Annotated in this window: 19 protein-coding genes; 9 read left to right on the top strand and 10 right to left on the bottom strand. The window is 67.9% G+C overall.

The features are described from left to right. Positions 1 to 11 precede the first annotated feature (11 nt). The 5 genes from mfd to hutH all read right to left on the bottom strand — a co-directional run bounded on the left by mfd (position 12) and on the right by hutH (position 7,573). The gene (mfd, locus tag CH42_RS12900) at positions 12 to 3,638 is read right to left on the bottom strand and encodes a transcription-repair coupling factor (RefSeq protein WP_053353514.1); all 3,627 of its coding nucleotides are present in this window, start codon (positions 3,636 to 3,638) and stop codon (positions 12 to 14) included. Next, positions 3,635 to 4,261: an aminoacyl-tRNA hydrolase gene (gene pth / locus CH42_RS12905; protein WP_053353515.1), complete on the bottom strand. Its 627-nt coding sequence runs from the start codon at positions 4,259 to 4,261 to the stop codon at positions 3,635 to 3,637. Before pth ends, mfd begins: the two co-directional genes overlap by 4 nt. Before the next feature lie 114 nt (positions 4,262 to 4,375). Next, the gene (locus CH42_RS12910) at positions 4,376 to 4,963 is read right to left on the bottom strand and encodes a 50S ribosomal protein L25/general stress protein Ctc (RefSeq protein ID WP_053353516.1); all 588 of its coding nucleotides are present in this window, start codon (positions 4,961 to 4,963) and stop codon (positions 4,376 to 4,378) included. 161 nt (positions 4,964 to 5,124) lie between these two features. Further along, on the bottom strand, positions 5,125 to 5,964 hold the full coding sequence (locus CH42_RS12915; RefSeq protein WP_239684043.1) for an IclR family transcriptional regulator: 840 nt from the start codon (positions 5,962 to 5,964) through the stop codon (positions 5,125 to 5,127). 34 nt (positions 5,965 to 5,998) lie between these two features. Continuing rightward, positions 5,999 to 7,573: a histidine ammonia-lyase gene (hutH, locus tag CH42_RS12920; RefSeq protein WP_053353517.1), complete on the bottom strand. Its 1,575-nt coding sequence runs from the start codon at positions 7,571 to 7,573 to the stop codon at positions 5,999 to 6,001. A 241-nt stretch (positions 7,574 to 7,814) separates the two neighbouring features. Between hutH and CH42_RS12925 the strand changes: the two genes are divergently transcribed. Both CH42_RS12925 and CH42_RS12930 read left to right on the top strand, forming a co-directional pair. Continuing rightward, entirely contained in the window at positions 7,815 to 8,765 is a 951-nt protein-coding gene (locus tag CH42_RS12925; protein ID WP_053353518.1) for an agmatinase family protein, read from the top strand. 139 nt (positions 8,766 to 8,904) lie between these two features. Then, positions 8,905 to 10,380 carry an amino acid permease gene (locus CH42_RS12930; protein ID WP_053353519.1) on the top strand — a complete coding sequence of 492 codons (1,476 nt, stop codon included), beginning with the start codon at positions 8,905 to 8,907 and terminating at the stop codon, positions 10,378 to 10,380. Between the two features lie 4 nt (positions 10,381 to 10,384). Here the strand turns inward: CH42_RS12930 and CH42_RS12935 are convergent, their stop codons facing one another. Together CH42_RS12935 and CH42_RS12940 are read right to left on the bottom strand one after the other, a co-directional pair. Beyond that, positions 10,385 to 11,083 (bottom strand): uracil-DNA glycosylase, encoded by a 699-nt coding sequence (locus CH42_RS12935; RefSeq protein ID WP_053353520.1) that lies wholly within the window; start codon positions 11,081 to 11,083, stop codon positions 10,385 to 10,387. Then, complete coding sequence (locus tag CH42_RS12940; protein WP_193392090.1) at positions 11,080 to 11,853, bottom strand: SDR family oxidoreductase; 774 nt, start codon at positions 11,851 to 11,853, stop codon at positions 11,080 to 11,082. The genes CH42_RS12935 and CH42_RS12940 overlap by 4 nt, the downstream gene beginning before the upstream one ends. Before the next feature lie 171 nt (positions 11,854 to 12,024). Between CH42_RS12940 and CH42_RS12945 the strand changes: the two genes are divergently transcribed. From CH42_RS12945 to CH42_RS12955, 3 genes are all read left to right on the top strand, one after another. Beyond that, positions 12,025 to 13,350, top strand: a complete 1,326-nt coding sequence (locus tag CH42_RS12945) for a bifunctional o-acetylhomoserine/o-acetylserine sulfhydrylase (RefSeq protein WP_053353521.1) — start codon at positions 12,025 to 12,027, stop codon at positions 13,348 to 13,350. Between the two features lie 62 nt (positions 13,351 to 13,412). Further along, positions 13,413 to 14,618 carry a homoserine O-acetyltransferase MetX gene (gene metX, locus CH42_RS12950; protein ID WP_053353522.1) on the top strand — a complete coding sequence of 402 codons (1,206 nt, stop codon included), beginning with the start codon at positions 13,413 to 13,415 and terminating at the stop codon, positions 14,616 to 14,618. Positions 14,619 to 14,752: 134 nt separating this feature from the next. After that, the gene (locus tag CH42_RS12955; protein ID WP_053353523.1) at positions 14,753 to 15,343 is read left to right on the top strand and encodes a hypothetical protein; all 591 of its coding nucleotides are present in this window, start codon (positions 14,753 to 14,755) and stop codon (positions 15,341 to 15,343) included. A gap of 49 nt (positions 15,344 to 15,392) precedes the next feature. On the opposite strand, the gene CH42_RS12960 is transcribed toward CH42_RS12955, so the two are convergent. Both CH42_RS12960 and CH42_RS12965 read right to left on the bottom strand, forming a co-directional pair. After that, positions 15,393 to 16,439: a hemolysin family protein gene (locus CH42_RS12960; protein ID WP_053353524.1), complete on the bottom strand. Its 1,047-nt coding sequence runs from the start codon at positions 16,437 to 16,439 to the stop codon at positions 15,393 to 15,395. After that, entirely contained in the window at positions 16,436 to 17,764 is a 1,329-nt protein-coding gene (locus CH42_RS12965) for a hemolysin family protein (RefSeq protein ID WP_053353525.1), read from the bottom strand. Before CH42_RS12965 ends, CH42_RS12960 begins: the two co-directional genes overlap by 4 nt. Before the next feature lie 243 nt (positions 17,765 to 18,007). On the opposite strand from CH42_RS12965, the gene CH42_RS12970 reads away from it, so the two are divergent. The 3 genes from CH42_RS12970 (at position 18,008) to CH42_RS12980 (ending at position 23,720) form a co-directional block, all read left to right on the top strand. Beyond that, a complete protein-coding gene (locus CH42_RS12970; protein ID WP_075205365.1) occupies positions 18,008 to 21,706 on the top strand; it encodes a multifunctional oxoglutarate decarboxylase/oxoglutarate dehydrogenase thiamine pyrophosphate-binding subunit/dihydrolipoyllysine-residue succinyltransferase subunit in 3,699 nt (1,232 codons plus the stop codon). Positions 21,707 to 21,919: 213 nt separating this feature from the next. Continuing rightward, positions 21,920 to 22,618 carry a GntR family transcriptional regulator gene (locus CH42_RS12975; RefSeq protein WP_053353526.1) on the top strand — a complete coding sequence of 233 codons (699 nt, stop codon included), beginning with the start codon at positions 21,920 to 21,922 and terminating at the stop codon, positions 22,616 to 22,618. Between the two features lie 76 nt (positions 22,619 to 22,694). Continuing rightward, a complete protein-coding gene (locus tag CH42_RS12980) occupies positions 22,695 to 23,720 on the top strand; it encodes an agmatine deiminase family protein (RefSeq protein ID WP_053353527.1) in 1,026 nt (341 codons plus the stop codon). Here the strand turns inward: CH42_RS12980 and CH42_RS12985 are convergent. Further along, positions 23,713 to 24,642, bottom strand: a complete 930-nt coding sequence (locus tag CH42_RS12985) for a LysR family transcriptional regulator (protein ID WP_053353528.1) — start codon at positions 24,640 to 24,642, stop codon at positions 23,713 to 23,715. The two genes, CH42_RS12980 and CH42_RS12985, sit on opposite strands and share 8 nt — an antisense overlap. A 130-nt stretch (positions 24,643 to 24,772) precedes the next feature. On the opposite strand from CH42_RS12985, the gene CH42_RS12990 reads away from it, so the two are divergent. Then, positions 24,773 to 25,720 (top strand): EamA family transporter, encoded by a 948-nt coding sequence (locus CH42_RS12990; protein WP_239684044.1) that lies wholly within the window; start codon positions 24,773 to 24,775, stop codon positions 25,718 to 25,720. Positions 25,721 to 25,958: the final 238 nt, after the last annotated feature.

Raw genomic sequence — 25,958 nt, forward strand, 5'->3', positions numbered from 1 at the left:
GTCTCACGGGGTCAGCTGGATGCGGGGGCGTCGGGCTCCAAGAGCGTGGTGAGCACGCGCGTCGTCCAAGCGACGATGTCGTTCTCGTCGCCGACGTGCTTCTGGCCCACGCCGGCGAGCGGGCTGCGCGATGACGCGGTACCACCGGGCAGCGGGATCTGCAGGCTCTCGGTCGCCTCAACGGTGCGTGAGCCCGGGTACATCCGGTTCATGCGCATGCGGCGCGAGTCGGGGAGCTTCACCGGTTCGATGCGCAGCGCCGGGCCCGCAGCGACGACCTTCGTCAGGCCGAGCCGCGAGGCGCGACGGCGCAGCGCCGAGACGGCGGCGAGCCGCTCGACCTCGGCGGGCGGCGCGCCGTATCGGTCGGTGAGTTCTTCGAGCACGAGCGCCACGTGTTCTTCGGGAGCCTGCGGGTGGGAGGCCGCCGAGAACTTCTGATACGCCTCGAGGCGCAGACGCTCGCTCTCGACGTACTCCTCGGGAATGTGGGCGTCGACCGGCAGTTCGAGCACGAGCTCGTGGGAACCGGCGACGTCTTCACCCTTAAACGTGCTGACGGCTTCGCCGATCATGCGCAGATACAGGTCGAAGCCGACACCGGCGATGTGGCCCGACTGCTCGCCGCCGAGCAAGTTGCCGGCGCCGCGCAACTCGAGGTCCTTCAGCGCGACCTGCATGCCTGCGCCGAGCTCGTTGTTCGTGGCGAGCGTGTCGAGGCGCTCATGCGCGTGCTCGGTGAGCGGCTTGTCGGGATCGTAGAGGAAGTAGGCGTAGGCGCGCTCGCGGCTGCGCCCGACACGACCGCGCAGCTGGTGCAGTTGGCTGAGACCGTACTTGTCGGCGGCATCGATGATGATCGTGTTGGCGTTCGCGATGTCGAGGCCGGTTTCGATGATGGTGGTCGACACCAGCACGTCGAACTTGCGCTCCCAGAAGTCTTGCACGACCTGTTCGAGCTGGTGCTCGCTCAGCTTGCCGTGCGCCACGGCGACGCGGGCTTCGGGCACGAGTTCGGCGATCTGGTTCGCGATGCGCGTGATCGACTGGACCCGGTTGTGCACGAAGAACACCTGACCCTCGCGCAGCAGTTCTCGACGAATGGCGGCGGTGATCTGCTTGTCGCTGCGCGGACCGACGAACGTGAGGATCGGATGACGATCTTCTGGCGCGGTCGCGAGTGTCGACATTTCACGAATGCCGGTCACGGCCATCTCGAGCGTGCGCGGGATGGGCGTCGCGCTCATCGCGAGGATGTCGACGTTGGTCTTCAGCTTCTTGAGCGAGTCCTTGTGCTCGACGCCGAAACGCTGCTCCTCGTCAATGATGACGAGGCCGAGGTCTTTGTAGCGCACGCTCTCGGCCAGCAGCCGGTGGGTGCCAATGACGACGTCCACGGTGCCGGCGGCAAGCCCGTCGAGGGTGTCGCGCGACTCTTTCTCGGTCTGGAATCGACTGAGCGGGCGCAGTCGCACGGGGAACCCGGCGAAGCGGTTCTGGAACGTCTCGAGATGCTGGTTCACGAGCAGCGTCGTCGGTACGAGCATCGCGACCTGCTTGCCGTCTTGCACCGCTTTGAACGCGGCACGCACCGCAACCTCGGTCTTGCCGAAGCCGACGTCGCCCGCGATCAGGCGATCCATCGGAATCGACCGCTCCATGTCGCGCTTCACCTCGTCGATGGTGGTGAGCTGGTCGAGCGTCTCGGCGTACGGGAACGCTTCTTCGAGCTCGTGCTGCCACGGTGTGTCGGTGGAGAAGGCGAAGCCCTGGGATGCCACGCGCGCCGAATAGAGCTTCACCAGCTCGACGGCGATGTCGCGCACGGCCTTGCGCGCCTTCTTCTTCGCGGTCGCCCAGTCGCTGCCGCCCATCTTCGACAGGGCCGGGGCCTCGCCGCCGACGTACCGGGAGAGCTGATCGAGTTGATCGGTCGGCACGTACAGCTTGTCTTTCGGCATGTTGCGCTTGGTCGACGCGTACTCAAGCACCAGGTACTCGCGCAGCGCCTTCGTCGCATCGCGCCCGATGCCGGTCGGCACCATCCGCTGCGTCAGCTCGACGAATTGGCCGATGCCGTGCGTCTCGTGCACGACGTAGTCGCCCGGCACGAGCTTGAGCGGGTCGACGACATTCTTGCCGCGCCGTTTTGCGAGCTTCTGGCCGGCTGCCGCCTGCGCCCCGGCAGAGCGCCCGAAGAACTCGGCCTCGGTCGCGACGAGCAGGCGCGCTTCGCCGCTCTCGAAGCCTGACCAGGCGGTTCCGGCAACGAGGTAGACCACGCCGTCGTCGAGGGACTCGGGCAGCTCATCGACGATGCGTGCGGCTGCGCCGGCCTCGGCCAGCACGTCGCGTGCGCGCTCCACGAGCCCGATGCCCTGTGCGGTGACGATCGCGTGCCAGCCGTCGCGCAGTCGCTCGCCGATGAGTCGAATCGCGGCACCGGTGGCTTCGCCGACCTGCGCCGGTCGCGGAAACACCCCGGCGTGCACGGCCAGCACCGACGGATCACTGGTCGACGCGACCGCGTCTGAGACAGCTTCGTCGCGCACGAAGTTGGAGACCGACCACCAGGGGCGCCCCGCTGAGGCGGCACGCAGTTGGCCGATGGACAGCATGCCGCTGTCATCAACGGGCACCGGTGCGTCGGCACCCGCCGTTGCAGCCTGCCAGGCCGCCTCCAAGAACTCACGGTTCGTCTCGGCGAGGCTGACCGACCGGCTGGCCACGCGCTCTGGCGACGCGACGAGCACGGCGCCGCCCTCGGGCAGCAGTGCCGTCAGCGGCGAGACGCCAGGAAGCAGCTGCGGCAGCAGGCTCTCCATGCCCTCGACCGGGATGCCCTGACTGATCTTTTCGAGGAGCGAGCTGAGCGCCGGAAACTGCGGCAGGAGCTCGGCCGCTCGCGCACGCACGTCGGGAGTGAGCAGCAGCTCACGAGCCGGCCACAACTCGATACCGGGCAAGGGGTCGCCGGCACTGCGCTGATCTGAGACCGCGAAGCGCTTGATCTGATCGACTTCGTCGCCGAAGAAGTCGACGCGCACGGCCTGTTCGGCCGTCGGTGGGAAGACGTCGAGGATGCCGCCGCGCACGGCGAACTCGCCACGACGCGTGACCATGTCGACGCGGGTGTACGCCGCATCGACGAGACCGCGCGCCACCGATTCGAGGCCGTCGGAATCGGTGCCAGCGGTGAGCACGATCGGTGAAGCCGCGGCCGCGTGCGGCGACACTGGCTGCAGCGCAGCGCGCACCGAGGCCACCACGATGAGCGGAACCTCACCGGTGTGCTCACGCAGGAGGCGCAGAGCGGCGGCACGACGACCCACCGTTTCAGCGCTCGGGCTGAGCCGCTCGTGCGGCAGCGTCTCCCAGGCGGGGAATTCTGTGGCGACGGCGTCGGGCACGAGCGATGCGAGCGCGCTGCGGAGTGCGTCGGCCTCGCGGCTGGTCGCGGCGATGACGAGCAGTGCGCCGCGATCGCCCCCGGCACGGCGTCGGCGCAGCATGCCCGCGATCAGCGGGGCACGCAGCCCCTCCACGACAGAGAGCTCAACATCGGAGCCGCTCGCATCGAGCGCGGTGGAGAACGACGCCGATGCCTCGAGCAGGTGATCGAGTCCCCGCAGCGTCACTGCGCGCTCCGGCTGTGGAATCGCTGCTGTGCGGCGAGCAAGCCCTCATCGACGAGCGCTTCCGCGGCGTCTGCCGCATCTTCGAGCAGCACCCCGAGGTTTGCCCGCTCGGACGTGCCGAACGGCTTCAACACGAAATCTGCCGGGTCTTGCTGCCCCGGAGGCCGGCCGATGCCGATGCGCACGCGAAGAAACTCGGGCGTCGCGAGCGCCTTCGCGATGTCGCGGAGCCCGTTGTGACCGCCGTGGCCGCCGCCCTGCTTGAGCTTCACGGTGTCGAACGGGAGGTCGAGTTCGTCGTGCAGCACGATCACGCGCTCGGCGGGCACACCGAAGTACTTCGCGAGCGCGGAGGTCGGGCCGCCCGACGTGTTCATGTACCCGTTCGACTTGGCGAGCACGAGCTTGGGGCCACCGGGGCGCACGCGCCCCTCGGCGACGCGCGAACCGGTGCGGTGCGCCGAGAACCTGCCGCCGATGCGACCGGCAAGGACGTCGAGGGCCATCTGGCCGACGTTGTGCCGAGTGGCCTCGTATTTGGCCCCCGGGTTGCCGAGACCCACGACGAGCCAGCTGTCATCGGACACGTGATCCTCTGCTTTCTTTCGCTTTCGCCAAAACATTCGTTCCCCTCTCGGCACCCATCTTCGCAGGCGCCTCCGACATTCACGGAGAAACGAACGGCCCGCCGGTCGGCGACGCATCGCCGAGCCGACGGGCCCGTATTCGAGAGGAGATTACTCCGCTGCGGCTTCCTCAGCCGACTCCTCGTCGTCAGCAGCCGCGCCGCGGGGCACGACGACGTTCACGATGAGCTGCTCGGGATCGCCCAGCAGGGTGGCGCCCTTCGGGAGCTCGATGGCACCGGCGAGCACCTGAGCGCCCTCTTCGAGGCCCTCGACGCTGACCTCGATGTGCTCGGGGATGGAGGTCGCGGGGACGCTGAGGTGCAGGGTGTTGAGCTCTTGCAGCGCGTTGGTGCCCGAGAACGACTCACCGGTGACGTGCACGGGAACCTCGACGTCGACCGTCTCGCCCTTCTTCACGACGATGAGGTCGACGTGCTCGATGATCTGGCGCACCGGATCCTTCTGCACGTCCTTGACGAGCACGAGCTGGTTCTTGCCCGCGATGTCAAGCTCGATGATCGCGTTCTTCTGACGCAGGATCAGGCTCAGCGGGTGGGTGTCGATCGACACGTGGATCGGCTCCGTGCCGTGGCCGTACACCACTGCGGGGGTCTGGCCGGCAGCGCGGAGCTTGCGTGCAGCGCCCTTGCCGAAGTTGTCGCGTGCGTGGCCGACGAGCTGGTTGGTCTCGCTCATATTGATATCTCCTTGCGGGCTCTCGCCCAATGAGGGCGGTCTGGCCGCCGGAATTGGTGTCTCGCACTTGCGTAGCTACGCAGCAAGATGGCCCGCTGAGGCAGTCCGTCCCGCGTCGATCACGGGCTCGAAGGCCCCTCGCCGAAGTACAGCCACCGAGTCTACACCATGGTTTCCGACCGACCGGCCCGCTGCGGCGCGAGGTCGGCACGCGATGCACTCGGTGCCGCGGCGCGGCCGTGGATGCGGGTCGACAGCGATTTCGCCGCGGCACGCACTTCTGCCGCCAGGCCTGCCGCGACCTCGGGCGCCACGCCCGCTGCAGGATAGGTCACTGCGATGGCGGCCACCGGCCACCCCCGGTGGTCGAGCACCGGCACTCCGATCGACGAGAGACCGGCGGTCACCGACCCCTCCTCCAATGCGTAGCCGCGCGTCGTCGTCGCGTCGAGCACGCTGCGGAGTCGGGAATAGCGGTCAATCCCGTCCGGGTCGTCGTGCCGATGCACGAACGCTTCGCGGTCAGGGAAGAGGGCGCGCACCTGTGCCTTCGGCAGCGCCGCGAGAATGGCGCGGCCGCTTGCGGTGAGCTGCATGGGCAGTCGCACGTCGACGTCGGTCACGAGCGGCGGCGACCCGGGAGCCCGCTCCTCGACGACGTAGAGCACATCCCGCCCGTGGGGAACGGCGAGGTGGCCGCTGAGCCGCACCCGATCGACGAGTGCGGCCAGCAACGGGCGCCCGATGCGGGCGAGCGGCTCCTGGCGCTCGTACGCAGAGCTCAGCTCGACCGCGGCGATGCCGAGGCCGTACCGTCGCTCCTCGGGGAGGTGCATGACGAACCCGTGCTCCTGCAGTGTGTCGAGCAGGTGATACACCGTCGACCGCGGCAGGTCGAGCTGCCCGGCGATCATGCTCGCTGCGAGCGGTCCGCGCGAGCTCGCGAGCAGTCTGAGGATGCGCAGCGTGTGATCGGCTGCGGGAACCTTCGGCGTCACCATCTCCGCAGCCTATCCCCCGCAGCCGTGCCCGACCTCACTCGAGCGGCGCGCCGAGCGCTCCGGCGACGGCGGCCGTGACCCGGCCGTTCGCCACGAATCCGTGGGCCGCGGTGATCGTCGGCGACAGGAACGTGTCGGTTTCGGGCGCGGGAATGCTGGTGCGGAACAGCGCGTGCACGGCCGCGGTCGCGGGCGCGGGATCGCCACCCCCGGCGAGCGCCCGGAAGTCGAGCGCACGGGTCGACGCGAGCAGCTCGATGCTGAGCACGCGCGCGAGCCCGTCGATCGCACGACGCAGTTTGCGCCCAGCGGCCCACCCCATCGAGACATGATCCTCTTGCATGGCCGATGACGGAATCGAATCGACGGAGGCGGGTGCGGCGAGACGCTTGAGCTCGGAGACGATGCCGGCCGCCGTGTACTGCGCGATCATGAGGCCCGAGTCGAGCCCGGCGTCGGCCGCGAGGAACGGCGGCAGACCGTGGTTGCGCGCAACATCGAGGAAACGGTCAGTGCGTCGCTCCGAGATGCTCGCGACGTCGGCGACGGCGATCGCGAGGAAGTCGAGCACGTAGGCGACCGGAGCGCCGTGGAAGTTGCCGTTCGATTCGACGCGGCCGTCGGCCAGCACTACCGGGTTGTCGACCGCAGAGACGAGTTCGACGCCGGCAACGCGTGCGGCGTAGGCCGCGGTATCGCGCGCCGCTCCGTGCACCTGCGGAGCGCAGCGCAGTGAGTAGGCGTCTTGCACCCGCGTGAACTCGTCGTCGCGCGGGCGCTGCACGAGATGGGAGCCTTCGAGTACCCGACGCATATTGTGGGCGGCACTCGCCTGCCCCGGGTGAGGACGGAGGGCCTGCAGGTCGGCGGCGAACACCGCGTCGGTGCCGGTGAGCCCCTCGACGGAGGCAGCAGCAGCGATGTCGGCAACGGTGAGCAGCTGCGCGAGATCGGTCAGCGCCAAGCAGAGCATGCCGAGCATGCCGTCGGTGCCGTTGATCAGCGCGAGCCCCTCCTTCTCGGCGAGCACGAGCGGAGTGATCCCCGCTGCGGCGAGCGCATCGGCCGCGGCGACCGGAGTGCTGTCGGCGTCCGCGGAGGTGCGCACGTCACCCTCGCCCATGAGCGTGAGGGCGCAGTGCGCGAGCGGGCTGAGGTCGCCGGAGCAGCCGAGCGACCCGTACTCGTGGACCACCGGCGTGATGCCGGCATTCAGGATCGCCGCGTAGGTCTCGACGACGGCGACGCGCACGCCCGTGCGGCCGCTGGCCAGTGTGTTCAGACGCAGCAGCATCAGCGCGCGCACGACCTCGCGCTCGACATGGTCGCCGGTGCCCGCCGCGTGTGAGCGGATGAGGCTGCGCTGCAACTGCTGCCGCTTCTCGACGGGAATCTGCACGTTCGCGAGCGCCCCGAATCCGGTCGAAACGCCGTAGTGGGGGCGCGTGTCATCGGCAAGCTTCTCGATCACGCGGCGGCTCTCATCGACACGGGCGATCGCCTCGGGAGCGATCTCGACCGGCGCATCGTGACGGGCGACCGCGACGACGTCGGCGATGGTCAGGGGGGCGGCGCCGAGAACGACGGCGGGTGCAGCGTGATCAGTCATGGATCGATCTCAGCGCACTCGCGACCCAGCGACCACTGGATCGCGTGGGTGCGTGTCCGGGATTCCGGACAAATTGGTCGAAAGGGCCGATCTGGGATCCCGGACGGGCGATTTCGCTCGGCCGATGCGTGGCGCGTGCCCCAAACGGCACACTGGGGTCAGCATCCCCGCGACGGCGCCACGATCCGCAACGATACCGATCGAGCGCCCGCACGAACCGATCGATCTTCCGAGGAGTCCCATGGCCGCCACCCTGTCGCACGATCCGCTCTGGCCCCGCACCGGTGCCTGGCCCGTCAGCGCTGCCGCGGATACCGGGCCGATCGACCTCGCGATCATTGGCGTGCCGACATCGCGCACCTCGCTGTCGCCCTCGAACGCGCACGAGACCCCCGCGGCGATCCGCGAGGCGATCCGGCGCTACTCCGGTCATGTCGTCGCCCCCGGAGCACCGCATCGTCGCGGCTCCGAGTCACAGCTCGTGCTCGACGAGGCACTCACCATCGTCGACGCCGGCGATTGCACCGACCCCGACACCGAGGCCGGTGAGCAGTCGGCCGCCTCGATGGTCGCAGCGCTCGCCGAGCGCGCCGCACTCGTCGTCGCGCTCGGCGGCGACAATGCACTCACCGTGCCGGCTGCGCTCGGCATCGCCGAAACCTCGCTCGGCACCGCCGGTCTGATCACGTTCGACGCCCACCACGATCTGCGTGATGGGCGCAGCAACGGCTCGCCTGTGCGCCGCCTCATCGAAGCGGGTCTCGACCCGCAGCGCATCGTGCAGATCGGCATCGCCGACTTCGCGAACTCCCGGGCCTACCGTGAACGGGCGCAGCAGCTCGGCATCACGGTGATCCACCGCGATGAGCTCCACGAGCGACCGATGCGCGACGTCGTCGCCGAAGCCCTCGAGATCGCCGGCGCCGGTGGCGGCCCGATCCATGTCGACCTCGATGTCGACGTTTGCGACCGCTCGGTGGCGCCCGGCTGCCCGGCGTCGATTCCCGGAGGCCTCCAAGCCCACGAGCTGCGCACGGCGACCCGGCTGCTCGCCGCAGACGATCGCGTCCGCGGCATCGACATCGCCGAGGTCGATGCGACCGCAGACGCACCTGACGGCCGAACCGTGCGACTCGCCGCTCTGCTCGTGCTCGAGGCTGCCGCCGGCCTCGCCCGCCGACTCGGACGCTGACCGGCTCAGTCCCGCCCGCAGCTCAGCGCCTGAAGCGCACCACCCGACCCGCACGACCTCCGCCGATGCCCACCGGCGTCGCGGGGCGCGCCGTCGCGCCCGATTTCTCCCCTCCGTTCAACGACGAAAGGATGATGCCATGACCGTTCCGGCACCCGCATCGACCACCACCGCCGATCCCACGCCCGACCAGTCGGGTTCGCACTCGGGCCTGCAGCGCGGGCTGACGGCGCGCCACATCCGTTTCATGGCGCTCGGTTCGGCCATCGGCACCGGGCTCTTCATGGGATCGTCGGGAGCGATTCAGACAGCTGGGCCTGCCGTGCTGCTGGCCTACGTGATCGGCGGCGCGGCGGTCTTCATGGTGATGCGCGCGCTCGGTGAGATGGTCGTGCGCCACCCCGTCTCCGGTTCGTTCGGGCAATACGCCTCTCGATACATCCACCCGTACGCCGGGTTCCTGGTCGGGTGGACGTTCGCCTTCGAGATGTTCCTCGTCGCGGTCTTCGACGCCACCGCTATCGGCGTCTACATGCGATTCTGGTTCCCCGACGTCTCGCAGTGGGTGTGGGTGCTCGCGGTCGTCTGCTTCATCGCCGCGATCAACCTCATCGGCGTCAAGGTCTTCGGGGAGCTCGAGTTCTGGTTCGCGCTCATAAAGATCGTCGCGATCATCGCCCTCATCGTTGCCGGCATCGGCATCATCCTGTTCGGATTCGGTGCCGCCGGCCACGACCAGATGGGGCCGCAGAATCTCGTCGATCACGGCGGGTTCCTGCCGCACGGCGTGTGGGGGCTCCTCGCCTCTTTCACGATCGTGATGTTCGCCTTCGGGGGCATCGAGATCATCGGTGTCACCGCCGGAGAGGCGCAGAACCCGAAGCAGGTGCTGCCGAAGGCGATCAACTCGGTGCCCGTGCGCATCCTGCTCTTCTACGTGCTGACGCTCGGCGTGATCATGTGCATTCAGCCCTGGGTTGAGCTGACCGGCGAGACGAGCCCCTTCGTCTCCATCTTCGAGTCCGTCGGCTTCCAGGCCGCGGCAGCGGTCTTCAACGTCGTACTCATCACCGCCGCGCTCTCGGCGATGAACGCCGATATCTTCGGCGCCGGACGCATGCTGCACGGGCTCGCCGAGCAAGGCCAGGCCCCGCGCTCGTTCACGCGGACCACGCGCACCGGCGTGCCGATCATGACCGTCATCACCATGGTGATCGGCCTGCTTGTCGGCGTCGTGCTCAACTATTTCTACCCCGATCAGGTGCTGTTCCTGCTCGGCGCGCTCGCGACCTTCGCGACGGTGCTGGTCTGGCTGGTGATCCTCGTCGCCCACATCCGCATGAAGGCCGAGATCGCCCGCGACCGTAGGCTGCCGAGCGAGTTTCCCGTGCCGCTGTGGCCGGTGGCCTCATGGCTCACGGTCGGATTCATCGTGTTCGTGATCGTGATGGTCGGCATCGTGCCCGAGTCTCGGCCGGCGCTCTGGGTGGGGCTGATCTGGGTCGCCGCGCTGACCGCGTGCTACCTGCTCTTCGTGCGCGGCTCCGGCCGACGGCCGCACCAGCTCGTCGACCGTACCGAGCCCATCGCCATCGCTTCGACGCCCGAGCGCTGAGCCGTCAGAACAGGGTCGCCTCGATTGACGGCAGAGACCAGTCAATCGGGGCGGCGCCCTGCGCCTCAAGCGCCGCGTTGGCTCGGCTGAACGGACGCGAACCGAAGAACCCCCGCGACGCCGACAACGGCGACGGGTGCGCGCTTTCGATGCGCGGGGTGTCGCCGAGCAGTGCGCCGACGGTTTGCGCGGGCTTGCCCCACAGGATCGCGACCAGCGGCCCTCCCCGCTCCGCGAGGGCGGTGATCGCGCGCGAAGTCACCGCCTCCCAGCCGCGACGCTGATGCGACCCGGCGTCATGAGCGGCGACGGTCAGCACCCGGTTCAGCAGCAGCACCCCTCGGTCGGCCCATGGTGTGAGGTCTCCGTGCGTTGCGGGCGCGACCCCGAGATCATCGGCGAGCTCCCGATAGATGTTACGCAGGCTCGGGGGCAGCGGTCGCACCCCCGGGTCGGTCGCGAATGACAGTCCGATGGCGTGGCCGGGAGTCGGGTAGGGATCTTGCCCCACGATGAGCACGCGCACCTCACCCATGGGTCTCTCGAACGCCGCCAGCACCCGTTCAGGGGCCGGCAACACGTCGATGCCCGCCGCCCGCTCCCCCGCCACGAATGCGTCGACCGCGGCGAGTTCGCCGGCGACCGGCGCCAGCGCCGCAGCCCAGTCATCGGCGATGCCGCGGCCCGATAGCATCCCGGTCATTCGGCTTTCGGTGTCAGCGGCCCGCGATGGGTATGGAAGACGCTCGACTGCGCCACGGGGCGCAGCACGATCAGATCTTGGTTGACATGCGGCGGCTGCTCGAACGCGCCGACGAGTACGCGCGCGACATCCTCCGCCGTGAGCGGCGTGACGTCGGCGTAGGGCTGCTCCGCCGCAGCGGCATCACCGCGCAGACGGTTGAGCGTGAACTCCTCCGTATGCACGAGCCCCGGGGCCAGCTCCATCACGCGAATGGGCTCCCCGCCGAGTTCGAGGCGCAGCACGTTCGTCACGGCGTGCGCCGCGTACTTGGCGGCGTTATATCCGCCGCCGCCCGGATAGGCGTCGAGCCCGGCAGTCGACGTGAGGTTCAGGATCGAGGCCCACCCCGAGCGGCGGGCGCCCTCGCGGAGCACCGGCAGCAGTGCGGCAGTCACCGAGCGGAGCCCAATCACGTTCACCTCGAACATGCGTCGCCAATCGTCGTTCGACGCGTGTTCGACCGATTCGACCCCCAGCGCACCTCCGGCGTTGTTGACGAGCGCCGTGGCGCCGCCGGTCGCGGCGACCTCTGCGGCGAGCGCGGCGACCTGCGCTTCATCGGTGACGTCGCAGACGACGACGTGTGAGCCCGTCTCAGCGGCGAGCGCTTCGAGCTTCTCGGCGCGACGCGCGACCGCCACGGTCTCCCAGCCGAGTTCCGCGAAGCGACGCGCCGTCGCCGCACCGATCCCTGAACTGGCCCCGGTGACCACCACTCGTCGCTGCATCACGTCCTCCTCGCTGCGTCATCGCGCCCACACCTGCGGGCCTGCTTCGAGCTTACGGGGTACGTTACGCAGTGCGACCGAACCCGTTGCCGGGCACGGGGCGCTCTCGTACGCTCAGAGCACCGCACCACCATCCACCGCTTCCGCTTCACACTCTTCGAAGGAGTCACCATGACCGACCCGAGCGCCTGGGGATTCGAAACCCGCCAGATCCACGCCGGCCAGCAGCCCGATGAGACCGGCGCGCGAGCCGTGCCCATTCACCAAACGACTTCGTTCGTCTTCGACGACACTGCGCAGGCGGCGAACCGCTTCGCACTCGCCGAACTCGGCCCCATCTACACGCGCATCACGAACCCCACGGTCGCCGTCGCCGAGGAGCGCATCGCCGCGCTCGAGGGGGGCACCGCCGCTCTCCTGCTCGCGAGCGGCCAGGCCGCATCGACTTTTGCCGTGCTGAACATCGCCAACTCCGGCGATCACATCGTCTCGTCGAGCTCGATCTACGGCGGCACCTACAACCTCTTCAAGTACTCGCTCGCGAAGCTCGGCATCGAGGTCACCTTCGTTGAAGATCAGGATGATCCGGCAGCGTGGCAGCGCGCCGTGCGGCCCAACACCAAACTTTTCTTCGCCGAATCGATCGCGAACCCCCGCTCGAACATCCTCGACATCCGCACGGTTGCCGATGTCGCGCATGAGAACAGCCTGCCGCTCATCATCGACAACACCGTGGCGAGCCCCTACCTCGTGCGCCCCTTCGAGCACGGCGCCGACATCGTGCTCCACTCGGCCACCAAGTTCCTGGGCGGGCACGGCACAACCCTGGGCGGCGTCATCGTCGACGGCGGCACCTTCCCCTGGTCGCAGCACGCCGACAAGTTCCCCGGTCTCACCGAGCCCGACCCGTCGTACAACGGCGTCAGCTACACCGGTGCCGTCGGCGATGCGATCGCTTACATCATCAAGGCGCGCGTGCAGCTGCTGCGCGACCTCGGCTCGTCGATCGCACCCCACAGCGCATGGCTGCTGCTCCAGGGCATCGAAACGCTGTCGCTGCGCGTCGAGCGCCACGTGCAGAATGCACAGGAGGTCGCCGAGTGGCTCGACGCGCATGACGACGTCGCATCGGTCTACTACTCCGGCCTGCCGTCGAGCCCCTGGTACGCCGCCGCGAACCGGTACGCACCGAAGGGCGTCGGCGCCGTGCTCTCGTTCGAACTCAAAGGCGGAGTGGATGCCGGACGCGCGGTCGTCGAGAACGTCGAACTCTTCAGCCACGTCGCGAACATCGGCGATGTGCGCAGCCTCATCATCCACCCGGCATCGACGACGCACTCGCAGTTGAGCCCCGAGCAGCAGCTCACCGCCGGGGTCACCCCCGGCCTCGTGCGCCTGTCGGTCGGCCTCGAGCACATCGATGACATCAAGGCCGACCTCGAACGCGGGTTCGCGGCGGCCCGCAAGGTCGTCGCCGAGTCGGCGGCGCGAGCCTAGCTCGCGCGCTTCGGGCGTAACAAACGGTGCCTCGGGGTGCTGCCAGGGCAGAATGGTGAGTCATGGACTGGCAGACCCCCGAGGATTCGTTTCCGACCGACTTCATCACCGACGCGCAGCTGCGCGCGCTGATGGGTCGGCCGCCGATCTCAGGCGGTTGGCGCGACGGTGATCCGGTCGGCGATCGCCAGTTCATCTCGATCGGCGAGTTCACCACCGAAACCGGTGGGCACCTGCCGCATGTTCGCTTCGCCTACGAGACGTACGGCGAGCTCAACGATCGTCGAGACAACGCGATCCTCGTCTTCCACGCGCTGACGGGCGACAGCCATCTCGTCGGCCCGGCATCGGCGGGGCACTCGACCGACGGCTGGTGGGGCGAGATCGTCGGCCCCGGGCGACCGCTCGACACCGACCGCTACTGCATCATCGCGCCGAACGTGCTCGGCGGATGCCAGGGCACCACCGGCCCGGGATCGCTGGACCCGACCGGCCGCGAGTGGGGCGGGCGGTTCCCGTATTTGACCGTTCGCGATCAAGTCGCCGCGACCCGCCACTTCGCCGATGCACTCGGCATCGATCGCTTCGCTGCCGTGATCGGCGGGTCGATGGGGGGCATGCACGCACTCGAGTGGGGCATCGCGCATCAGGATCGCGTCGAGCGTCTCGCGGTCATCGCTGCGCCGCCCGTCACCACCGCCGACCAGATCGGCCTGAATCTGGTGCAGCTCGAGGCGATCCGCTCCGACCCCAGCTACCGGGGCGGCAATTACTACGACTCCCCCGACGGCGTGGGGCCGCACCACGGTCTGGCGACCGCGCGCCGCCTCGCGCTGCTCAACTACCGCAGCAACACTGAGCTGGACGCGCGATTCGGGCGCGCCTGGCAGTCCGCGGTGAGTCCGCTCGGAGCGGGCGGGCGCTTCGCCGTCGAGTCGTACCTCGACTTCCACGGCAATAAGTTCACTCGGAGATTCGATGCCGGCAGCTACGTGACGCTGGTACAGGCCATGAATTCGCACGATGTCGGCCGCGGACGCGGCGGGGTGCGCGCAGCACTCTCGACGCTCGAGCTCCCCCTCCTCGTACTCGGCATCCCGAGCGATCGGCTCTTCACCCTCGACGGGCAAGACGAGATTGCGCAGCACAGCCCGGGCAGTCTCGACGGTTCACTCGCCACCCGCATCGATTCGCCGTTTGGGCACGATGCGTTCCTCATCGAATTCGAGCGCGTCGGCACGCAGCTGCGTCGTCTGCTCGCCGCCTGAACGGGCTCGCAGGGAGTACTCGGGAGCCTCCCACCTATCGATCGTAGGCTCTCTCCATACGAACCGGCGCACTGCCGGTCGGGCACCATTCGCGTGGAGCCCATGACGGCATCGAAGGTAAGAGGAGCGGCAGCTTGACGATCTTGCATGCGCGCACCTCGGCGCGCGCTCTGGGAGTGGTGGCCACGGTCACGGCGGCGATCCCGCTCTGCCTGACCGGGTGCGCACCCGCCATCGACCTCAGCGCTCAGGCAGCCGAATTGCAGGCCGCTCCGGATTCCGATCTGCTCACCATGCCGGTCGACCGCACCTACGACGTCACCGAGATCAATCTCATCGCCCCATTGGCGGCATCTGCACTCGGCTCAGCACTCGAGCACCGCATCTCGTCGACCGGGTATATGGTCATCAACGACGGAATGATCACGGCCGCCGAATTGACGGTGAAGTTCGCGGACATGCCCGAGGCATCGTTCGTACAGACGAAGCCCACCCGGCTCCTGGCGCAGTCAGACGACGAAATCGAAGCGATCAGCTCGGTCGGCACGCTCTCGGTCGGCAACGTCTCCCAGCCGAACACGTCGGTCGAACTCACCCCGACGGAGCTCAGCGAAGATCAGGCACAATTCGACGTCACTTTCGCGGTGCCCGACAACCTGCTGGCATCGACCGCAGGGCTGCCGTTCGACGAGGTTTCGGCGCACCTCGTGCTCGTCTCGCAGTAATCGCGGTCGGCCCGCCCCACCCACGCCCGGGCGGTGCGCGGCCAAGGGGCTACGCGAAGCGCTGGCGACGCGTCGCGTCGTGGATCTCCCCGACGAGCTCCTCGATGACGTCCTCGAGAAACACGACGCCGAGCACGGCGCCGGCGTCGTCATGGATGCGTGCGAGGTGAATGCCACGACCTTGCAACCTGGCGAGCACGTCTTCCAACTCCGTCGCGGCGCGGATCGATTCCATCTCGCGAATGCGCTTCCCGGGGATCGGCTGAGCGATACGCTCGTCGCCGAGGCGCACGAGATCCTTGATATGCACGTAGCCGTCAAGCTCTCCGGCTTCGTTCGCAATCGGATACCGCGAGAAACCATGCCGCGCGACCGCGGCCTCCACGTCTTCGGGGGTGGCGCCCGCCGGCAGCACGACGAGCCGCTCAGCGGGAACGAGCAAGTCGTGCGCCCGCTTCGTCGTGAATTCGAACGCGGCCGAGAGCGCACCGCTGCGGTCTTCGAGCACGCCCTCGCGCGTCGAATGACTCACGATACTCGCCACCTCTTCCAGCGTGAACGTGCTGTTGGTCTCCGACTTCGGCTCGACCCCGAAAAGCCGAAGCACCCCGTTGGCGACCGCATTCAACGCGGCAATGACGTGTTTGAGTAGACGTGAAATCGCCACGAGCGGTGGTGCGAGCAAGAGCACCGCGCGATCCGGCATCGAGAACGCGGCGTTCTTCGGCACCATCTCGCCGAAGACAACGTGCAGATACGACACCCCGAGCAGCGTCAGCACGAACGCGACAATCGACACCGCCTCGGCAGGAATTCCCGTCCAGTGCAGCGGCCCCTCGAGCAGGTGGTGAATCGCCGGCTCAGAGACGTTCAAGATGAGCAGCGAGCAGACTGTGATGCCGAGCTGACTCGTCGCGAGCATCAGCGTCGCATGCTCCATCGCGTAGAGCGCGGTCTGGGCGCGCTTCGACCCCGCCTCGGCACGCGGTTCGATCTGCGAGCGCCGCGCCGAGATCACGGCGAACTCGGCACCGACGAAGAACGCGTTCGCGCCGAGCAGCACGACGAGCCATACGATTCCGACCCAGTCGCTCATGCGTGATCCTCCGTTTCGGCGTCTGACGCTACCGGAGCGCTGGTGAAGCGCAGTCGCGCGATGCGACGCCCGTCCATGCGCATCACCCGCAGCGTGCCGCCGCCGGGCAGTTCGGCCTCATCGCCGGGTACCGGAATGCGGCCGAGTGCGTGCAGCACGAACCCGGCTGCGGTGTCGTAGGCATCGTCTTCGGGAATCTCGATGCCGGTCTGCTCGCGCACCTCATCCGGGCGCAGATCGGCGGGGAAGCTCATCTGCTCGGCGGTGCCGACAACGCCTGCGGCCGCACGATCGTGCTCGTCGGCGACCTCGCCCACGATCTCTTCGACGAGATCTTCAAGCGTGGCGATACCCGCCGTGCCCCCATACTCATCGACGACGATCGCGAGTTGGAAGCCGCTGCCGCGCAGCTCTTCGAGCAACTGGTCGAGGTGCATCGTGTCGGGCACGCGAACTGCATCTTCCATGAGCGCGGCCACGGGAACCTCGTCGCGCTTCGCCCGTGGCACCGCGACGGCCTGCTTCACATGCACGACCCCGACGATGTCGTCGCGATCCTCATCGATGACCGGGAATCGCGAGAACCCGGAACGGCCCGACAGTTCGAGCACCGCCTTCGCCGATTCGAGGCGCTGCAGGCTCTCGACCTGCAGACGCGGCGTCATGACGTCGCCCGCAGTGAGTTCTGAGAAGCGCAGCGTTCGATCGAGCAGAGTCGCCGTATCGGCCTCGAGCAGGCCGGCTTCTGCGGAGTGCCGCACGAGCGACGACAGCTCTTGGGCGGAACGCGCACCCGAGAGCTCCTCCTGCGGTTCGATGCCCAATGAGCGCAGAATCCCGTTGGCACTGCCGTTCAGCACCAGTACGGCGGGCTTCAGCGTCGTCGTAAAGGCGGCCTGCGCGGGCATGACGAACCTCGCGGTGGGCAACGGACGCGAGATCGCGAAGTTCTTCGGGACGAGCTCGCCCACGATCATGGAGAAGACGGTAGCGATCGCCACCGCGATCGGCGCGCTGATCGCGCGGCGCAGCTCCTCGGGTACACCCAGTGCACCGAGCGGCCCTCCGAGGAAATTGCTCAGTGCCGGCTCGAGGGTGTACCCGGCCAGCAGCGTCGTGAGCGTAATGCCGAGTTGCGCGCTCGACAAATGCGTCGAGGTGCGCGCAAGGCCGCGAATGACGCGATTGAGCCCGTGCTCGCCACCGGCGCGACGACGCTCAAGATCTTGACGGTCGAGCGCCACGAGCGAGAACTCCGCCGCGACGAAGATACCCGTGCCCAGAGTGAGGATCACTCCGATGAGCAGGAGGAGCCAGTCGTTCATCCATGGCTCCGTGCAGAGACGTTGTGCCGCGCATCAGCGCGGCCGATACTCGGAGGGTCTGAGGGTCTTCGAGAATCAACATCCATAGCCATCCGAGATTACCACCTGAACTCCCCGATCGCGCTGTGAGATTTTACTCGGCGTCGAACAGATGGGCGTAGGCTTGTTACCGGTGCGGCTCAGGCGCCGTCACCTCACGACTACATCTATCTTGCATGCAGGGCACAACGAGAGGAAGTCGCTTTGGCGGAGCGCACGGAGACCACCAACCAGGCTGGTCCCGCAGGAGATTTCGGTGCAAACGCGTGGCTGGTCGACGAACTCTGGAAGCAGTTCCAGGTCGATAAGAACGCCGTCGATCGGTCGTGGTGGCCGGTCCTGGAGAAATACGGGGCAGAGCAATCGGGCGCACCCGCAGCGCCGGCGGCGCCGGCAAACGCCGCCCCCGCGACCGGGCCGAGCACGACCCCCATCACGACGCCGACGCAGCCGGCTCGCACCACGAAGGCAGCCCCCCGTGTCGCGCCGATCCCCGCAGATGCGCCGAGTCGGGCGCGCACGGCCACCGATTCCGAGCCGCTCGAAGAAGATGTCGTCACGGCGCTCAAGGGTATGGCTCGTACCCTCTCCAAGAACATGGATCAGAGCCTGACGGTGCCCACCGCGACCAGCGTGCGCACCATTCCGGCCAAGCTCCTGATCGACAACCGCATCGTCATCAACAACCATCTGCGCCGCAGCCGCGGCGGCAAGGTGTCGTTCACGCACCTCATCGGCTGGGCACTCATCCAGACACTCAAGGACTTCCCCAGCCAGAACGTCTCGTACGCCGAGATCGACGGCAAGCCCTCCGTGGTCGCCCCGGCGCACATCGGCCTGGGCATCGCCATCGACGTGCCCAAGCCCGACGGCACCCGCTCACTGCTCGTTCCCGCCGTCAAGCGCGCAGAGTCGCTCGATTTCAACGAGTTCCTCGCCGCGTATGAAGACCTCGTTAAGCGCGCACGCACCAACAAGCTCGGCGCAGGCGATTTCCAGGGCACGACGATCTCGCTCACCAACCCCGGCGGCATCGGCACCGTGCACTCGGTGCCCCGTCTCATGCAGGGTCAGGGCAGCATCATCGGCGCGGGTGCGCTCGAGTACCCCGCCGAGTTCCAGGGCGCCTCGCAAGAGACGCTCAACCGCCTCGGTATCTCGAAGACCATCACCCTGACGAGCACCTACGACCATCGCGTCATCCAGGGTGCCGGCTCCGGCGAGTTCTTGAAGCTCGTGCACGAGCGCCTCATCGGCAAGCACGACTTCTACGAAGACATCTTCGCCGCGCTGCGCATCCCGTACAAGCCGGTGCAGTGGGCGTCCGACATCCACGTCGACGTGTTCGGCGCGGTCGACAAGACCGCCCGCGTGCAAGAGCTGATCAACTCATTCCGCGTGCGCGGCCACCTGATGGCCGATGTCGATCCGCTCGAGTACGTGCAGCGCACGCACCCCGACCTCGAAATCGAATCGCACGGGCTCACGTTCTGGGACCTCGATCGCGAGTTCCCGACCGGTGGCATCGGCGGCAAGCGCTCCATGCCGCTGCGCGACATCCTCGGCGTGCTGCGCGACTCGTACTGCCGCAAGATCGGTATCGAGTACATGCACATCCAGGATCCGGCTCAGCGCCTGTGGCTGCGCGAGCAGCTCGAGGTGCCGTACGCCAAGCCGAGCCACGACGAGCAGATGCGCATCCTCGAGAAGCTCAACGAGGCCGAGGCCTTCGAGACCTTCCTCCAGACGAAGTACGTCGGCCAGAAGCGCTTCAGCTTGGAGGGCGGCGAGACCGTCATCCCGCTGCTCGACGCCATGCTCAGCGATGCCGCCGAAGACGGAGTCGATAGCGTCGACGTCGGTATGGCGCACCGCGGCCGCCTCAACGTGCTGTCGAACATTGCCGGCAAGACCTACGGGCAGATCTTCCGCGAGTTCGAGGGCGCGCAGGCGCACAAGGCCGGCTCCGGCGACGTGAAGTACCACCTCGGCACCTCCGGGGTCTTCACGGCTCCGAACGGCACGCAGGTGCCGATCCACCTCGCCGCGAACCCCTCGCACCTCGAGACCGTCGATGGCGTACTCGAGGGCATCGTGCGCGCCAAGCAAGATCTGAAGCCGATCGGTTCGTTCACCACGCTCCCGATCATCATTCACGGCGACGCGGCAATGGCGGGCCAGGGCGTGGTCTACGAGACCATGCAGATGTCGCAGCTGCGCGGCTACCGCACGGGCGGCACGATCCACATCATCATCAACAACCAGGTCGGCTTCACCACGCTGCCGCTCGACTCGCGCTCGACCACGTACTCGTCCGACATCGGCAAGGTGGTGCAGGCGCCGATCTTCCACGTGAACGGCGACGACCCCGAGTCGGTCGTGCGCGTCGCGAAGCTCGCCTACGAGTTCCGTCAGCGTTTCCATATCGACGTCATCGTCGACCTGGTCTGCTACCGCCGTCGCGGGCATAACGAGGGCGACGATCCCTCGATGACGCAGCCGCTCATGACCGACCTGATCGAGGCGAAGCGCTCGACCCGGCGCCTGTACACCAGCGCGCTCGTCGGTCGCGGCGATATCACCGAAGAAGAGTACGACAAGGCGAAGCAGGACTTCCAGGATCGCCTGGAGCGCGCATTCCAGGAGACACACGCGGCGCAGACTGGTTCGATCCCCGTGATCGACACCAGCGGCATCGGCGAGGTGGCAGAGTCCGGCGGCCGCGCCGAGCAGAACTTCGAAACCGCGGTCGATCGCACCGTCATCGAACGCATCGGCGACGCACACGCGAACCAGCCCGATGGCTTCACCGTGCACCAGAAGCTGCAGCAGCTGCTCAACAAGCGCCACGATATGAGCCGCCAGGGCGGAATTGACTGGGGCTTCGGCGAACTGCTCGCGCTCGGCTCGCTGCTGATGGAAGGCACCGCGGTGCGCTTCGCGGGTCAGGATGCGCGTCGCGGTACCTTCGCGCAGCGTCACGCCGTGTTCCACGACCGTGCGAACGGCCAGGAGTGGATCCCGCTGCTCAACCTCTCGGAGGAGCAGGCACGGTTCTGGATCTATGATTCGCTGCTCTCGGAGTACGCGGCCCTCGCCTACGAATACGGGTACTCGCTGCAGCGCGAAGACGCCCTCGTGCTCTGGGAGGCGCAGTTTGGCGACTTCGCGAACACGGCTCAGGCGGTGATCGACGAGTACATCGGTGCGGCCGAGCAGAAGTGGGGTCAGCAGTCCTCCGTCGTGATGCTGCTCCCCCACGGCTACGAGGGGCAGGGGCCCGACCACTCGTCGGCGCGCATCGAGCGCTACCTGCAGCTCTGCGCGGAAGACAACATGATCGTCGCGCGCCCGTCGACCCCGGCGAACTACTTCCACCTGTTGCGTCGCCAGGCCTACGCCCGGCCTCGCAAGCCGCTCATCGTGTTCACGCCGAAGTCGATGCTCCGCCTCCGCGGCGCGACGTCGTCGGTGGAGGCGTTCACCGAGGGTGCGTTCCAGCCGGTGATCGATGACCCGACCATCACCGATTCGTCGAGTGTCGAGCGCGTGCTGCTCGTCGCCGGCAAGGTCTACTACGACCTGCGCGGCGCACTCGAGAAGAACCCCGACCCGCGCGTCGCCATCGTGCGCGTCGAGCAGTTCTACCCGATCCCGGCGGTGCAGCTGGGTCGTGTACTCGCACAGTACCCGGGCGCCGAGATGGTGTGGGTGCAAGACGAGCCCGAGAACCAGGGTGCCTGGCCGTTTATCTCGCTCGAGCTGTCGAAGAAGCTCGCGAACGATCGCATCCGCGTCGTCTCGCGCGCCGCATCGGCGGCACCGTCGACCGGATCGGCGAAGGTGCACGCGGTTGAGCAGGAGGCGCTCATCTCGCGCGCGCTCAGCTTCGACGCAGAATAAGCACAGCCCTACCGCCCAGCCGGGCCGTGACGCATCTCATCGGTGCGACGCGGCCCGGCTGGCTGTTTCTGGGGGCGGACTCGCACAACGCACTCGCGACGCGATTTCGAGCATCTCTCGGCTGCTCCGCACGTCGGCATGGGAAGATGAGGGGACGATACTCCGCGCGCAGCGCCGCATCCGGCGCGCCGCCCTGGACTCCAAGGAGCCCGCATGGCCATCACCCCACCCGAGCGCGAGCTCGACTCGTCCCTCACCCCGCTGACGCGCCCGCTCAGCCTGCGCGAGACCGTTCTCGAACAGCTGCGCACGGCAATCATCACCGGCAAGATCGCAGAGGGCGAGGTGGTCTCGGCACCTGCGCTCGGTGTCACGCTCGGTGTCTCCGCGACCCCCGTGCGCGAGGCGATGATGGATCTCGCGCGCGAGGGCCTGGTCGAAACGCTGAAGAACAAGGGCTTCCGGGTGACCACGATGAGTGAGCACGACCTCGATGACCTGGCGCAGATCAGACTGCTCCTGGAACCGCCCGCGATGCACTTCGTCGTGGGTCACGTTCCGGAGGCCGCGGTGGTCGGAATGCGCCGCCTCGCTGACGCGTGCCTGCGTGCGGCCGAGCGCGGCGAACTCGAGTCGTATCTGCGTCACGATCGCGAGTTCCACGCACTCGTTCTGACGCTGACCGGCAACGATCAGCTGGTCGATCTCGCGACCTCGCTGCGCCGCCGCACGCGCCTCTACGGCATCGGTTCGCTGGCCCGCCAGGGGCGTCTCGTCGATTCCGCTCGCGAGCATCACGAACTCATCGATCTGCTCGTCGCGGGTGACGCGGTGGCGGCTGAAGCGTTGCAGCGCAAGCACATCTCGCGCTCGCGCACGGTGTGGGCGACCGGGGTGACCGACGACGAATGATTCACCGCTCGCCTTATTGGTCACGCACCCAGTAGACTGAATCGACGCCGTTGAACTCGGAGACAAGGGAGCACTGATGACTGCATGGCGCATGCCGATCGAAGGACATGAGCAGGAACGCCTCTGGCTGGCCTGGCCGACGAGCGGATACACCCTGGGCGACACCGAAGCTGAAGCCGAGGAAGCGCGCACGACCTGGGCGGCCGTCGCCAACGCCGCGAGCGAGCACGAGCACGTGACGGTCGTCGTCAACCCCGGTGACGAAGCCATCGCCGCTCAGTACCTGTCGGGTCAGATCGACCGCATCGTGGCGCCCCTCAACGATGCATGGATGCGCGATATCGGCCCGAGCTTCGTCATCGGCGACGATGGCCGGCTGGGTGCCGTGAACTTCGTGTTCAACGGCTGGGGCGGCCAGGAGTGGGCCCAGTGGAACCACGATCAGCACATTGGCCGCATCGTCGCGGAGGCCTCGGGCGCTGAGCTCGTGAACTCGGAGATGACCAATGAGGGCGGCGGCATCCAGGTCGATGGCACGGGGCGCGTCGTCATCACGAAGACCGTGCAGCTCGATCCGGGTCGCAACCCGGGCTGGACGCAGGAGCAGGTCGAGGCCGAACTCGACCGCACGATCGGCGCGACAAGCGCGCTGTGGCTGCCGCGCGGCCTGAGTCGCGACCACGACACGTTCGGCACCCGCGGTCACTCCGATATTCTCGCCGCATTCACCAGCCCGGATCTACTCCTCATGCACCGCCAAGACGCGGCCTCGCACCCCGACCACATCATTGCGCGCACGAATCGCGAGGTTGCCGACCGCTATCGCGAAGACACCTCGGCCGGCTTCGAGATCATCGATCTCCCGGCACCGGAAGCCCTGCGCGACGACGAGGGGTATGTCGATTACAGCTACATCAACCACGTCGTGATCAACGGCGCGGTGCTCGCCTGCGCGTTTGACGACCCCGCCGATGATCGCGCGCTCGCGATCCTGCGCGAGGCATACCCGGGCCGCGAGGTCATCGGCCTCGATGCCCGACCGCTCTTCGCGCGCGGCGGCGGCATCCACTGCATCACGCAGCAGCAGCCGAAGGTCAAGTAAGCGGCGTCGATTCGCCACTGATGAGCCCGGCCTCGAGGCGCAGCGCGTCGCGCACCGCCTCGAGTGCCGGGTATCCGTCTGCCGCGGCCCGCGCCGCCGTGAACACGGTGCGCTGCGGCTCCCCCGCCAAATCGATGCGACGCATCCGCAGCGCTGCACCGCTGTGCACCAACCCCGGCAGCAGCGCTACGGCGTTGCCCGTCTCGACGAGACGCACGTGCGCCTGGAGATCTGCCGTCTCGTACCGCACGTCGGGCTCGAACCCGGCGCTGCGGCACGCCTGCAGCGCCCAGTGGCGAGACGCGGCCCCCTCGGGTTCCATGACCCACGGCAGTGCGGCGGCATCGGCCAGGCTGTGCACGTGCGCAAATTCCGGATCGCCGACACCGATTTCAGGCGCCGCAAAGCTGATGCGATCAGCAATCAGGGGCTGTCGGTCGAGACCGGCGAAGTGCGGTGCAGCGTGGCCCGGGTACTGTTCGGCAACCACCAGGTCGAACCCGCGCGCCCACGTCTCTTCGAGGCCGGCTGCCGGCTCGTGCTGCACCATTTCGACGCGCAGCGCCGGGTGCGTGCGGTGCAGTCGCTCGAGCACCTGCGGCATGAGCGCCAGCATCGCCGTCTGAAACACCGCGAGGCGAACCGTGCCCGCCACCTCGGCGTGCGCGCGATGCAGCGCGGCTTCGGCGCGCTCCAGGCCCGCGAGCAGCTCATGCGTTTCAGCCACCAGCGCATGAGCGGCGGGGGTCAGTTCGAGTGTGCGGCCTACCCGGCGCAGCAGCGGCACTCCGGCTTCGCGCTCGAGCAGCGCGAGCTGCTGCGATATGGCTGAAGGGCTGTAACTCAGCGCCTCTGCGACCGCGGCAACGGTGCCGCGCACATCGAGCTCCCAGAGCAGCCTGAGTCGCTTCATTTCGAGCACGATCCCCGCCTTCCGTGCACCACCCTGCAGGTGCGCTTCACACTATTGCACGATTCACGCGGCTTTGCTTCAATGATGAGCGGTCGGACTTACGAACCGAGTCTCCTGCCAGGGGCAGTACCGTAGTCGGGTGAGCTTTCAACCGACGCCCGCGACAGGGGCGATTCCGATCCCGCAGCAGCCCCGAGCGCTCGCCGACCGACCGGGTCAACGCGCGTTCGGTGTCGGGCTCGTGCTCGCCGGCGGCGCCTCGGGCCAGCTCGGCGGCGCGCTCGGGGCACTCGCGTTCCCGGTGATCGGGCCGGTCGGCGTCGTGGCGATCCGCCAGCTCGTCGCGCTCGCCGTGCTGCTCCCAGCGGGCCGGCCAAGGCTGCGGCGATACCGTCGGGCGGAGTGGCTGCCGATTCTCGGTCTGGCTCTCGCATTCTCGGTCATGAATCTCGCCCTGTACAGCGCGGTCGAGCGCATCGGCCTCGGCCTCGCGGTGACGCTGGAGTTTCTCGGTCCACTGACCATCGCGCTCCTCGGAACACGACGCCTCATCGATCTCGGGTGCGCACTCGTAGCCGCAGGAGGAGTGCTCGCGTTGACGCACCCCGGGCCGTCAACCGATGCGCTCGGGATCGCCTTCGGTCTGATCGCCGGATGCGCATGGGCGATGTACATCCTGCTCAATCGACGCATCGGCCGCGTGCTGCCCGGGCTCGAGGGCAGCGGCGCGGCAAGTCTGGTCGCCTGTCTGTTCTGGGCCCCGGTCGCGGTGATCTGGTTCACCTCGCACACCCCGACGCTGTCGGTGATCCTGCTCGCCGTGGCCTGCGGGGTGCTGAGTTCCGCGGTGCCGTACATTGTCGATCTGCTCGCGCTGCGCCGGGTTCCCGCCTCGCTATTCGGGGTACTCACCAGTTGCAATCCGGTGTGCGCCGCCCTGTTCGGCTGGGTGATTCTGGGGCAACAGCTCGCCCTCATGGAGTGGGCAGGCGTCGCTTTGATCGTCATGAGCAGCGCTGTCGCATCTGCCCGGGGCGTGCGGGGCGTGCGCGCTTCTGCCGCGGCGGGTTCCTCGCGCAACCGGTAACCGAACCACCGTGCACACCAGACGCACGGTGTGCACGGCGCAAACATCGCGCACTGTGCAGCGCGCACAGCGTCACAAAGAGATGCGACTGCGAGAATGGCCGGAGGATCCCCAGGCATTGCCGCCCCGACCTCCGAAGGATGGATGCATGACCACCGCAGCGCTCTCCCCCGAACTCGAAGCCGTCGTCGCCCGAGCCGCAGACGCAGCCCCCCAGCTCGCCGCCACCACCGCCGAA

It is taken from the genome of Leucobacter musarum subsp. musarum (assembly GCF_001273845.1).
In the GTDB taxonomy this organism is placed as follows: Bacteria; Actinomycetota; Actinomycetes; order Actinomycetales; family Microbacteriaceae; genus Leucobacter; species Leucobacter musarum.

Excerpts from the sequence above, each read along its gene's own strand:
- CH42_RS12940 (WP_193392090.1), bottom strand. The coding sequence starts at position 11,853 with ATGCAGCGACGAGTGGTGGTCACCGGGGCCAGTTCAGGGATCGGTGCG.
- CH42_RS12945 (WP_053353521.1), top strand. The coding sequence starts at position 12,025 with ATGACCGACCCGAGCGCCTGGGGATTCGAAACCCGCCAGATCCACGCC.
- CH42_RS12965 (WP_053353525.1), bottom strand. The coding sequence starts at position 17,764 with ATGAACGACTGGCTCCTCCTGCTCATCGGAGTGATCCTCACTCTGGGC.
- CH42_RS12960 (WP_053353524.1), bottom strand. The coding sequence starts at position 16,439 with ATGAGCGACTGGGTCGGAATCGTATGGCTCGTCGTGCTGCTCGGCGCG.
- CH42_RS12930 (WP_053353519.1), top strand. The coding sequence starts at position 8,905 with ATGACCGTTCCGGCACCCGCATCGACCACCACCGCCGATCCCACGCCC.
- CH42_RS12925 (WP_053353518.1), top strand. The coding sequence starts at position 7,815 with ATGGCCGCCACCCTGTCGCACGATCCGCTCTGGCCCCGCACCGGTGCC.
- CH42_RS12975 (WP_053353526.1), top strand. The coding sequence starts at position 21,920 with ATGGCCATCACCCCACCCGAGCGCGAGCTCGACTCGTCCCTCACCCCG.
- pth (WP_053353515.1), bottom strand. The coding sequence starts at position 4,261 with ATGTTTTGGCGAAAGCGAAAGAAAGCAGAGGATCACGTGTCCGATGAC.
- CH42_RS12910 (WP_053353516.1), bottom strand. The coding sequence starts at position 4,963 with ATGAGCGAGACCAACCAGCTCGTCGGCCACGCACGCGACAACTTCGGC.
- CH42_RS12935 (WP_053353520.1), bottom strand. The coding sequence starts at position 11,083 with ATGACCGGGATGCTATCGGGCCGCGGCATCGCCGATGACTGGGCTGCG.
- CH42_RS12915 (WP_239684043.1), bottom strand. The coding sequence starts at position 5,964 with ATGGTGACGCCGAAGGTTCCCGCAGCCGATCACACGCTGCGCATCCTC.
- CH42_RS12980 (WP_053353527.1), top strand. The coding sequence starts at position 22,695 with ATGACTGCATGGCGCATGCCGATCGAAGGACATGAGCAGGAACGCCTC.
- hutH (WP_053353517.1), bottom strand. The coding sequence starts at position 7,573 with ATGACTGATCACGCTGCACCCGCCGTCGTTCTCGGCGCCGCCCCCCTG.
- metX (WP_053353522.1), top strand. The coding sequence starts at position 13,413 with ATGGACTGGCAGACCCCCGAGGATTCGTTTCCGACCGACTTCATCACC.